Annotated in this window: 10 protein-coding genes; 2 read left to right on the top strand and 8 right to left on the bottom strand. The window is 48.6% G+C overall.

From position 1 onward, the window contains the following. From SFV55_RS16255 to SFV55_RS16230, 6 genes are all read right to left on the bottom strand, one after another. Positions 1–789, bottom strand: a 789-nt coding sequence (locus tag SFV55_RS16255) for a M56 family metallopeptidase (RefSeq protein ID WP_320030582.1), incomplete at its 3' end; no start/stop codon positions are given. Between the two features lie 274 nt (positions 790–1063). After that, complete coding sequence (locus SFV55_RS16250) at positions 1064–1435, bottom strand: BlaI/MecI/CopY family transcriptional regulator (protein WP_320030581.1); 372 nt, start codon at positions 1433–1435, stop codon at positions 1064–1066. A 94-nt stretch (positions 1436–1529) separates the two neighbouring features. After that, positions 1530–2969: a TolC family protein gene (locus tag SFV55_RS16245; protein WP_320030580.1), complete on the bottom strand. Its 1440-nt coding sequence runs from the start codon at positions 2967–2969 to the stop codon at positions 1530–1532. Between the two features lies 1 nt (position 2970). Next, a complete protein-coding gene (locus tag SFV55_RS16240; RefSeq protein WP_320030579.1) occupies positions 2971–4350 on the bottom strand; it encodes an HlyD family secretion protein in 1380 nt (459 codons plus the stop codon). A 101-nt stretch (positions 4351–4451) separates the two neighbouring features. Next, a complete protein-coding gene (locus SFV55_RS16235; RefSeq protein ID WP_320030578.1) occupies positions 4452–6200 on the bottom strand; it encodes a peptidase domain-containing ABC transporter in 1749 nt (582 codons plus the stop codon). An 82-nt stretch (positions 6201–6282) separates the two neighbouring features. Next, a complete protein-coding gene (locus SFV55_RS16230; protein WP_320030577.1) occupies positions 6283–6816 on the bottom strand; it encodes an RNA polymerase sigma factor in 534 nt (177 codons plus the stop codon). Between the two features lie 204 nt (positions 6817–7020). Between SFV55_RS16230 and xerD the strand changes: the two genes are divergently transcribed. Both xerD and SFV55_RS16220 read left to right on the top strand, forming a co-directional pair. Continuing rightward, complete coding sequence (xerD, locus tag SFV55_RS16225) at positions 7021–7941, top strand: site-specific tyrosine recombinase XerD (RefSeq protein ID WP_320030576.1); 921 nt, start codon at positions 7021–7023, stop codon at positions 7939–7941. Positions 7942–8030: 89 nt separating this feature from the next. Continuing rightward, on the top strand, positions 8031–8282 hold the full coding sequence (locus tag SFV55_RS16220) for a GlsB/YeaQ/YmgE family stress response membrane protein (RefSeq protein ID WP_320030575.1): 252 nt from the start codon (positions 8031–8033) through the stop codon (positions 8280–8282). Between the two features lie 60 nt (positions 8283–8342). Here SFV55_RS16220 and SFV55_RS16215 read toward each other — a convergent pair whose 3' ends face one another. Both SFV55_RS16215 and SFV55_RS16210 read right to left on the bottom strand, forming a co-directional pair. Continuing rightward, positions 8343–9869 (bottom strand): serine hydrolase, encoded by a 1527-nt coding sequence (locus SFV55_RS16215; protein ID WP_320030574.1) that lies wholly within the window; start codon positions 9867–9869, stop codon positions 8343–8345. Between the two features lie 26 nt (positions 9870–9895). Next, positions 9896–11527 (bottom strand): M28 family peptidase, encoded by a 1632-nt coding sequence (locus SFV55_RS16210; RefSeq protein WP_320030573.1) that lies wholly within the window; start codon positions 11525–11527, stop codon positions 9896–9898. Positions 11528–11636: the final 109 nt, after the last annotated feature.

The following is an 11636-nucleotide window of genomic DNA, read 5'->3' as shown; positions in this document are numbered from 1 at the left end:
GCGCATCATCATGTGAATACGTTTTTTGAGTTGAGATGTAGAAAAATGGTTTACGAGGGCAATCGAAGGTCCGGACAAGGATTGCCTGATCAAAAGGTGGCCGTATTGTTTGCGGTTGGCGTTTTGAAGCACCGCCGCGTCGGCCAAATATTCGTGCACGTCTCTTAATGCCTGGGAATAGCGGTAAGCCAATGGGTTGAACCAACAAATGGCTTTGATGATTTCGCTGAACAACACGTCCAGCGTATGGTATTGCAGGATATGGGTTTCCTCGTGGCGCAGCATGTACTCGCGTTCAAGGTTTTCATCTTCAAGTCCGGCGGGCCAAAACAGGCAGCGCATAAAGGAAAACGGCGCTTTCACCTCCTCGCTGTACACCAGGGTATACTTGCCCATCGCTTGTTTGTTGCCACGGCGGTAAATGTTGTACAGTTGGAAAAGGCCTACTAAAAAGCGCAATAAACAGTAAGCTACTCCCCCCCAATACAACCAGGGCCAGATGTCCCAGGCCGCGCTGCTCGGCACCTGGATGGTGATTTCTGGCAGGGTATAGGGTTGATTGACCAGGTTGTTGGCCCGAACCACCACTTCGGGTAGCCAGTTGCTGCCCTCGCTTGGGTCGGCTGGGGCACCCAGGGAAATGCGTACCATGGGCACCACCAACCCCAACAGCAGGGTGATCAATAAATAGGCTCGATTGAGTTTGAAAAAGGTCGTTTTTTCCAAAATCAAACGGTACAACACATAAAATACCAGCCAACAAATGGCGACTTTGAGTAGGTAGTTCATCGCGATGATCTATGGATGATGAACAAAAAGGTTCCTAAAGGGCATAGTTATCCAGGGCTTGCAATCGCAGCCAAATGAATAGACTTTGTGAACAGAAGGTGCTTGAGGCAGAGCCGAGGGTTTTTTGGTCTGATTGAGGCTCATTTTTGAGAGCGTAGCAGCGCTACGGACGAAAAAATAGCCGAAAAGCAGGCCAAAAAGACCCGGTTCTGGCCGAGCAACCTTTTGTTCATAAAGTCTAAAAGATGCACAAGGCATGTATTTTGGTGTACGCTTATTCTTCGCTATCCAATACCTCCATCAAGTCGGATAAATCTTTGATGCCCAGGTTTTTTTCTTTGACCAAAAACGAAACGAGATCCCGTGTTGAACCAGCGAAATAGTCATTGACCAACTTGTTCAAGCTTTGTTTGCCGTATTGATCTTTGGAAATCAGGGGGAAGTACTCATACGTACGACCATAAGCCTTGTGGCCCACAAATCCTTTTTTTTCCAAAATAATCACTATGGTTGATACGGTGCTGTGGGGAGGTTTTTCCTGGCCTTGTTGCGCAGCGATGTGGTCACGCATAGCGGCTACGGTACATGGGCCTAATTCCCATATGATTTGCATCAATTCTTCTTCGGCTTTGGTCAACTGTTTCATATCGATCGATAAACTTGTTGAACCAAATGTATAACGTATTTTTTAGTTAAACAACTATTAGAGCTATTTTTTTGACGTATTTTTTAGTTATAGCTTAAAACACACTATTTAATCGCCCGGCTGACCAATATACCGACAGCAAATCTTTTGCGAACTCCCCTTGCAATTTATTGAATTTCAGCTGAGTTTCAATCAATTTCTGCTCGCGGCTATTGATCAAAAAAATGGAGGACTCCCCTACTTCAAATTTGCGTTGTTCGGCTTGAAGCAAGGTTTGCAAATTGCTCAACAATACCTGATAGCGGAGAATTTGGTTGCGGCTGTTCTCCAGGTCGTTGTAATACCCACGGACCTTGTTTTCAATTTCGATCCGTTTTTGCTCCAATTTATTGTTGGTTTGTTGCTGTTTGATTTGTACCAATTCCATTTTACCCCGCTCCTTGCGCAGGAAAAGAGGGAAGGAAAAATTGAGTCCCCATTTGAAGTTTGTCCCCAATGCTTCTGTAAGGGTAAGGGAGGGATCTTCTTTGGTAGGGGCAGTAAAGTCAAAACCCCTACCGAGGAAATTGTAACTCACATCCAGGCGCGGCTTGAATTGCTCGGCGGCCAGGCGGCGGTCGACCTCCAGTTGGCGCCAATCCACCTGGAGAACCCGCAAGTCCGGGTGTTGAAGGGCCAGTTGTTGGGTAAATGAATCAAGTGGCAGACTGGGCAATTGCACCACATTCTGCAAGGGAACGGGCTGCCAATTCCAGTTTTCTCCAATCGCAGGCGCTCGCCCCTGGTTCCACTGCAAAGCCTGCATGCTCAAGGTCGCATTGCGGTAGGCCACCAGTGCATCGTTGAGTTCCAGCTGCCAGTTTTGCACTTGGGTAAAGGTTTCGATGGTATCCACTCCGGGTTTGTCCCCCATAAAATAACTCGCACGAATTCCTCTGAAGCGAGTGAGTGACAATTGGTAAGCCTGCTCGGTGACGCGCCACTGGTTGTAGGCAATGGCCCAATTGATGTAGGTAATGCCCGCTTGCAGAAGCAAGTCGTTGAACAAACCCTGCCGCTCGGCGGCCAAACCCTCCCGATCCAACTGCGCATTTTGCAGGCCAGCCCGATTGCCATCAAACAAGAGGCCATTGAGCAGGGGGACGGTGAGCCCCAACACCGCCTGACCAGGGTCAGGGAGTCGATTTTCAGCATTCAAATAAGTGCCCCCGGCGCTGTTAAAAGCCCCTTTGAATTCCATGCCCCATTGGGTGGTAACTTTGGCTCCCACCTCACCAATGCGGTAGTATCGGGTTCCATCAAAGGATTTTTGCTGCCAGTCAGAAAACAGCTTGGGGTCAAAAGCTCCGCGCGCCTGCCGCACTTGTGCCTCGGCTTGGCGAAGCAATAAGTCTGCATTCCGGGCGATGGGGTGCTCTTGTTTGATATTGCCCAGAAATTGACTAAAGGGCAATACAGGAACCGTATCATTTTGAGCTCCGTACAATGGTCCCATAACCACCAGCAAAACACACAAAGTCAAATAAGGTCTCATTTTATTTCAAACTCTTAACGGGTGCTTTCAATTTGGGTTCTTCCGATTTTCCTTCTTCCTTTTGGTAATAATTGGGAGGGAAACCATTGAGCTGACGCCACAATTCGTACCACAATGGCACATTTTGCAAAAGCGCAATCCCTTGAGCACCCGAACCTGGGCGCAAGGCTGTGGGCCATTTTTTTCCATCCTTTTCGTCGGGAGCGATTAAAATGCGGTACTTGCCATTGTCGCTGATGATGTTGTCGATGGCAACGACCTTACCTTTAAAGGTCCCGAAAGAAAAGCCCGGCCAGCCGGAAAACACAATGGCGGGCCAACCATCAAACAGAAAGCGTACTTCCTGGTTCAAATTGACCAAGGGGTAATCCAAGGGTTTGACATACATTTCCACCGCCAAGGTATACTGTTTGGGTAAAATACTGAGGATGGCCTCTCCTTCCTTGATGTTTTCGCCAATCCCGGCCTGCATTGCTTTGGCCACCACCCCATCCTGAGGTGCCAGCACATAGTAAAAGGCATTGCGCTGACGGTAGTTTTCTACCTGGATGGACAGTTTGCTGACATCTGCTTCGGTTGAGAATTGTTCGGATAATGCGCTGGCGATATCTGATTCCGCTTTGGCGATTTTTTGGGCCGTTTCTGCCATCACCTGGCGCAGTTCAGTACGCACGATTTGTAGTTCCTGGCGGGCAATGTTCACCTTGTTGCGGGCATCAACCACTTTGGCCTCGGTTTCCTGTACTTTGAAGCGTTTGTCTTCTACCTCGGTGCGGGGCTTGATGCCCTCTTTGTACAGGGATTCGGTACGGGCGAGTTGCACCCTTGCGATGGAATCATCGAGCACAGCCCGCTTGAAGGCGATGCTGTCCGTAATGATTTTGAGCCGGGATTGCTGCACCTTGTTTTGCAGCTGATTGCGCTTTTGGGCCAACTCTTCTTGATAAGCGCTGATTTGTTCGCTCAGGGCGTTGGCTTTGCGTTGGTAGGCACCAATAGAGCCCGTTTTGGCATTGACCTGCTTTTGGGTGCGTTCCACAATTTGTGGGTCGAAATAGTCGGATTTGATTTCCGTTAAGTGCAAGATAGTATCCCCTTTGCTGATGGTATCTCCCTCTCGCACATACCAGCGTTCAATTTGCCCAGCTATGGTAGATTGAACGGTTTGAGGACGGTGCTCTGGCCGCAGGGTTGTGACCTTTCCCTTGGATTGGATGTTCTGCGTCCAGGGCAAGAACATAAAAATAAGCGCCAGCAAAAACAATCCCCCCATCCAGCGCGCAAACATGACGTTGGCACTGGAGAGGGAAGTCTTCTCAAATGACTTGTATTTCTCCTGCTGAATTTGTGCCGTGATCGAGTCTGTTGATATGTTGAGCATGGTTGTTAAGTTGAGAGGGTTGAGGAGGTTGAGGCAGCGGCAGGAATCCTTGCACTTCGACTTCGCTCAGTGACCGGATTCTTGCCGCCGCCTCAACCTCCTCAACCCAATAATTCAATTTCTTTACTGCGAAACACTGCATTAAAAACCGGATGATCCTGTAAAGTTTGCCAGGTCCCCTCCGCAATGATTTGCCCATTTTCCATGAGCAACAAGCGGTCACATTGGGCTGCCAAAACCGGGTCGCTCGAAACAGCGACCAAAGTCCAGGGGGCATCGCGACGGGTAATAAAATTGGCAATGAAATCCCGGTCTTTTGACTCCAGGCTTTTGAAAAAATCTTCCGCAAGGAGCAGTTTCGGTTTGGTAACAATGGCACGCAACAGAATCAATTTGGTGCGAATGGTCCTTGGAATATTCCGGCCTTCGGGCAGCAAAATGGTATTGTAGCCATTCGGCAAATTGCGGATATAACTGGCGATACCCAATTCTTCGGCTAGATCCACAATGGCCTCCAAGGGCGTATCGGGATTGCCCAGGGTAATGTTTTCGAGAATGGTCCCCGTAAAAATATTCGCTTCGTGGATGTAATCGCCGATGTTGCCGCGCAGGCTACACAAATCGAGGCTTTTTAAAGGAAACCCATTGTAAGCAATACTGCCCTCAAAATCAGCGTAAATCCCGGCGATGAGTTGCAAGAGCGTGCTTTTACCAGAGCTTTGGCTGCCCGCAATACATACTCGTTCGCCGGGTTTGATTTCCAGCGAAACATCATTTAAGGTGGTGCGGTCTGAATCTTCAAACCGGAAATTCAAGTTTTCGACCTGCAAATGCATTGGTTTATCCCGGTCAATTTGATCAAACCGCAAGCCATCACTTTTTTCAATTGGGAGGTCTGTCAAAAAACCCAGTTTGTCCAAAGCCGTCAATACATCATAAATAACCTCCATGGTCAGGATCAACTTCTCCACGTTGCCAATCACGAGGATCACGACAATTTCTGCTGCTACAAACTGCCCGATGGTCATTTGGTTGTTGATGACCAAATAACTACCCAAAGCCAATAAGGCAAAGGTGATCAGTACTTTGAAGCCCACAATCACCCCATATTGAAACTTGAGGACTTTGAAATGTTCGGCCCGATTGTCGAGGTATTTGGACACCAGGCCATCGGTACGGCGCAAGGGGTAGGGTGTGTAACCCGCCATTTTGAAGGTACTCAGGGATCTGGCCATTTCTTCCAGCCAATAGACGACCTCGTACTTGTATTTGGACTCGCTCAAGCTGGTTGATAAACCACGTGGGCCCGTAAAACGATACACCAAAAAAAGCAAAAGGGCCAAAAACACCCCAAAGAAGGCGAAAAAAGAATGGTAAAAGGCCATCAGAATGACCCCAAACGCAATGTTAAGTATAGCCTCCGAAAAGTCAATCAGGATTTTTGGCAACCCCTTTTGCAAATTAAGGGTGTCGAAAAAACGGTTGACCAATTCTGGCGGATAAAACCGCGTCAGGGAATCCAGTTTCAAGCGGGGCAAACGGTACGAAAAATCAAAAGAACTGCGCACAAAAACCCGCCGCTGGAGGGTCTCCGTGATGGTGATCTGCATGATTTTGATGATGCCTGTTAAGGCAGTACCGATGGTTACAACACCTATCAATAACCAAAGTGAGGCAGAAAAATCTCCGCCACTGATCAAGCCAATGATGGCTTGTACCCCCAAAGGTAAAATCAATCCAATCAGACCAGCAAAGATGGAATTGAGGTAGATATAGGTGATGTCTTTGCGATCTAGCCTCAACAATTGGAAAAAACGCCTTAGAGGATGAATATTGGAGTTACCAGCCATTCACATTTAAGTTTTTAGATTAAAAGCCTGTCTAAGCTAAGCTTATGGGTGATTCAAATGAAAAAGCTTAATAGATATCCTCTTAACCCAAAATATCCTCAATTTGTTTAGCGGTATACAATTTCCGCATTTGTGCCTGTAATTTTTGGCGGGCAAAGAAAATTCTACTTTTGATGGTACCCAGCGGCACATCCAGTTCGTCGGCAATTTCTTCGTACTTGAAACCTTGAAAATGCATCAGGAAAGGAATGCGTACCCAGTCCTCCAGGGTGTTTACCACCTTGATGATTTCCTCCTGCATGACGGTAGATTCCCCCTGATTGCTCACGGATTGATGACCAGAATCCAGGAGATAATCGTTGGAAGTATTGTCGTTGAGTGTTTGGCGGCGCTTGCGCTTGCGGTACTCGTTGATGAAAGAATTGCGCATAATCGTCATTAGCCAGGCGCGCAAATTGGTCTGGGGTTCGTAACGATCCCGGTATTTAAAAGCTTTAAATGCAGTTTCTTGCACCAAATCACGGGCGGATTCTTCGTCTTTGGTCAGGTTAAGAGCAAAGGAGAACAACGTTCTGCGCAAACGGTCAAACTGAGTTGAAAATTCGATCGTGGACATGGCTTGAGTTTTTACTACTTGAGATAATAGTATTACTATCAACAAAGGTAGTGCACCCTTGTTTTCCATGCAAGCCTTTGTTGAACTTTTTTTTAGAAAAAATTCAACAAAAAATCAAATAAAATTCCAAGTAATTGATTTTGAGTTAAATAAAAATAAATACCCAGGCGTTTATTTTTAACTGCTCGGCTTATCTTTATCCCAATGGAAAATAAATTATGGTCTCCCTGGATTCGTGGCTTTGAAGCTTTTTTGCTGTTGGAACGAAGTTTATCCCCCAACACCATTGAGGCCTATAAACGCGACCTGGGAAAATTGGCGGAATATTTGCTTTTGCAGGATCGGAAGCTGCCTCCCAGCGAAATACAAACAGAGGACTTGTTCCAGTTCCTGATGTCGCTGAACGAACTGGGCCTCAGTGCCCCCTCACAGGCGCGCCTGATTTCGGCGCTCAAAACTTTTTACAAATACCTGCTGCTGGAAGGGGGCGTTCAAAATGACCCTACCGCCTTATTGGAAGGCCCTCGACTGCAACGCGCGATTCCATCAGTGTTGAGTTATGAAGAAATTCAGGCCATGTTGGCCACCATTGATTTGAGTACCCCCTTGGGCTTGCGCAATCGTGCCATCCTGGAACTGCTGTACGCCTGCGGACTGCGGGTGAGCGAGTTGTGTGATTTGCGCCTGTCCAACCTGTTTCTGGATATTGAGTTCATTCGCATCATCGGCAAAGGCAACAAGGAACGGATCATTCCCATAGGCGCCGATGCCATCAAACACCTGCGCTTTTACCTGGATAGTGTGCGCCTGCAAATGCCCAGCATTAAAAAAGGGCACGAAAACTACGTTTTCCTCAATCGGCGCGGAGCCAGACTAAGTCGGGTGATGGTTTTTTTGATTGTCAAAGAAGCGGCAGCTATGGCAGAAATTGCTCAGGAAGTAAGTCCACATACTTTTCGGCATTCTTTTGCGACGCATTTATTGGAAGGCGGGGCGGATTTAAAGGCGATTCAAGACATGCTGGGGCATGAGTCGATTTTGACGACGGAGATTTATACGCATTTGGATACGGATTATTTGAGGGAGACGGTGTTGAGGTTTCATCCGAGGAACAAACAACATTAAAACTCTCCATCATTGGTAATTTAGAGAATTCTATTATCTTGAAGCACAATTCTGTTCCTGGATTTCATTCACCAAAAAACCAATTCCTTATGACCCTCATTTACCTTCTCATCATCGGTGCCATCTCCGGCTGGCTGGCTGGCCAAATCATGAAAGGCGGCGGCTATGGCCTACTTGGCAATATTATTCTGGGCATCGTCGGCTCCTTTGTGGGCGGCTGGCTGCTCGGTGTTTTGAACATTTCGCTCAACATTGGTAGTGCCACCGTGAGTACCATCATCCAGGCGGTGATTGGCGCAATTGTGGTGATTTTTGTGGCGGGTTTGTTCAAAGGCCGATAATGTATGGGCGGCCCTATGTGGCCGCCCCCGATGGAAATGGGCGATCACTTAGGATCGCCCCTACAGTTTTTTCGCGTGTATCTCCTCAAAAAAGATATCCTCATTCGGCACATCAAATTCAATGCCGATCACCTTTCGGTTGTTGTCCGTCACAAATTGCAGCGTGCCAAAGTCATACCAGGCGTGGTTTTCCTTCCACTGAATTTCATACGTATCATAATGCCAGTGTTTGAGCGTGGCATCCAATTGGGGGCCATGCGGGAAGTGTAGTTCCAGCTGATTGTTAGCCCCAATTTTCACCTCCAGTGTCCCGTATAGGGGGTCATGGTATTTGCCTACCAAAGCACTGGGAGCCAAGCTTGGGCTGGTGTTTTTCACTTGTGCTATTTTGCGTGTTTCCACAATTTTACGGCGTTCGGCCTGATGCTCCAGTTCGCCGCTGAGGCCCTCCTTGCTCCAGTCTTTGAGGGGGAGTTTCAGGTAACGGTCTACGGTGTATTGGCACAGGTTGGGGCTGATGCCTGTCATACTGTTGGTCAGTACCACGATGCCCAGCTTTTCTTCCGGTACCAGCATGACCTGGGAGTACATCCCATCGTACCCACCGCTGTGCGAAATGACGACGCGACCAGCATAGTCCGCAATGCCCCAGCCCAGAGCGTACCCCGAAAAATGCCGCTGGATATAGCGTTGTTTTTGCGCAGCCGAAACCCGATTGCTGTTGTGCATGGTCCAGAAGATTTCCTGCGTTTGGGCGCTGAAGATGGTTTTACCTTCGAATTTCCCTTGATTGAGTTGCAGGTTCATCCATTTGGCCATATCACTCACGCTAGAGATGATGCCTCCTGCGGCGCCCATGTTGTCCCATCCCGCATAGGGAATGGGTTCGGAAGGGCCGTAAATGCTCTTGTGTGGGATGGCCACGTTACTCAGATTGCCCAGGGCGCTAGTACTGGTTTGGCTGCGCTCCATGCCCAATGGTTTGAAGATCCGTTCTTTCACAAACACATCCCAAGGCTGGCCACTCGCTGCTCGAATCACCTCACCCGCAGCAATAAACATCAGGTTGGTATACCCGTATCCTGCCCGAAACTCATAAGCTTGGGGCAGGTATTTGACCCGTTTGGCTACCTCCTCGGCGCTGTAATTCGTTTTGTACCACAGCGCATCCCCACTGAAAGTGCCCAAACCAACCCGGTGGCAAAGCAGATCTCGTACTGTAGTGTGTTTGCTCACATAAGGGTCATAGAGTTCAAAATAGGGCAGGTATTTTTGCACGGGGTCATCCCAATGGAGTTTCCCCTCTTCCACCAGGATGCCAATGGAGGCTGAAACAAAAGCTTTGGTATTGGAAGCAATGGCATACAGGCTGTTTTCGTCGGCTTTGGTGGTTTTGCCTTTTTCCAAAACGCCATATCCTTTGGCTAGTACGACCTTGCCATCTTTTACCACGGCGATTGACAAACCAGGTACGTTCCAGTCTTTTTGCGCTTGTTGAAAATATTGATCCAGGGCAACTACATCCACCTGGGCACAAGCCAATAAGCTGTGGAAAAGCACCAAGAGCAGTATGGTAATTTTTTGCATGGTTTCTATAGTTTAAAGGATGGCAATTAATTGGTGGCAAAAATACTCTCAGGCTTCCAAGTCGGGCGCTCCGCTGCATTGGCCACCAGGTAACTGATCAAAAAGTTGAGCTTGACGTAGGTCCGACCTGCTTCAAAATTGAACGACCCATTGAGTTCATCCGAAGGTTTGTGGTAGTTGTTTTTGGTAAAATCCTTAATCAAACCATCCAGATCAAAATTGGGGTCGCTGGTTTTGAGGCCGTACTTGATGTGCAATGCGGGGATGCCTTGCAAGACAAAACTGTACTGATCACTGCGTACAAAACGCACTTCGGTTGGCATGTGGTCCTGCATTACTTCCAGGCCAAGGTAGCCGGCAGCTTTTTGCACCGTCGCCATCAGGGTGGAATGTTCGGCACCAAGTGGCACTACCCCCAATAGTGGGGCCAGAATAGTGGGCATATCCGTATTGACATCCGCCACGATTTTTTCCTTTGGTACCGTTGGATTATTGGCAAAATAGGTGGAGCCCAGCAAACCCATTTCTTCCCCCGTCACCATCACAATCAGCACTGAACGTTTGGGGCGTTCTTTTTTCAGGCTCTGGTAGGTTTTCGCAATTTCCAGCAAACTCGCTACTCCCGAAGCATTATCGTGGGCGCCGTTGTAGATGGAGTCGCCATTGACCGGACGGCCAATCCCAACGTGATCGAGGTGGGCGGTATGCACCACGTACTCATCTTTGAGCACCGGATCGGAACCTGGGATTTTTCCCACTACATTAAAACTCTCCAGGTGTTCGTATACCGTACCCGTTTGGATGCGAGCAGTGCCTGGAATAACTACTGGCGCGCTGGGATTGTACAACAAAGCGGCCAACTCGCGGCTGCTCAACTCGGGTTTACCCATTATTTTTCCCAAACCCGCCCAGGTCAAGGTTCCTACCACTTTGATGGAGGGATAGGGGTTGACGCCCCTACCTTCGGCTTTCCCATTGGGCAATACGACCCCACGCACCGATCCTGGCCCACCTTGGGGACCACCTACCGTAGGCGGAGGCATGACAAAAACCCCCACTGCACCTTGCTTGTAGGCCATGTCAACCTTGGCGCGGTTAGTAGCGAGGTGAGCTGTTTCGGTGCTGCCAAACTTGTTTTCGGGCACCCGGCTGAGCAGGATCACTATTTTCCCTTTTACATCCAGGCCTGCATAGTCATCGTGCTTGAGTTTGGGCGCTGAAATGCCATAACCTGCAAAGACCAGAGGGGCTTCGATCTGGTTGCGAGCTACATTGAAGTCAGCCTGCACAGTGTAGTCCTTGCCGTATTCCAAATCCAGGTGCTGGGTAGCAGAGTGGAAATGGATGCTGTTTTGTTCCGGGATGGTTTTGGCCGTGCGAATGACGACTTTTTGGCGGTAAGTACCGTTTTCGCCAGCAGGTTCCAGGCCCAGTTTTTTGAATTCAGCTTCCACGTATTGGCCAGCCAGGTCAAATTCAGGGGTGCCGGGCAAGCGGCCTTTCATACGGTTGTCGGCCAGGTAGGCGATGTGGCTTTTGAGGGCTTCGGCGGATACTTTGTCTAGCGGTTTTTTCAAGTGTTTGGGCAAACTGCTTTGGCCCCAACAAGCGGTAACCAGCAGGCCACTCAGTAAAATACTCAGGCTACGGTGAATCATATTTGATATGGTTTTGAGCGAGGAGGGAAGGTAAGGAGAAATGACGAATGATTCGAATGACGAATTTGGGGCTGCGCAAAAAATCTAGGGCAGCCCCAAATTCGTCATT

Source organism: Haliscomenobacter sp., from assembly GCF_033763495.1.
Taxonomy (GTDB): Bacteria; Bacteroidota; Bacteroidia; order Chitinophagales; family Saprospiraceae; genus Haliscomenobacter.
The sequence above is the reverse complement of the archived record's forward strand: the minus strand, read 5'-3'. Positions and strand labels throughout refer to the sequence as shown.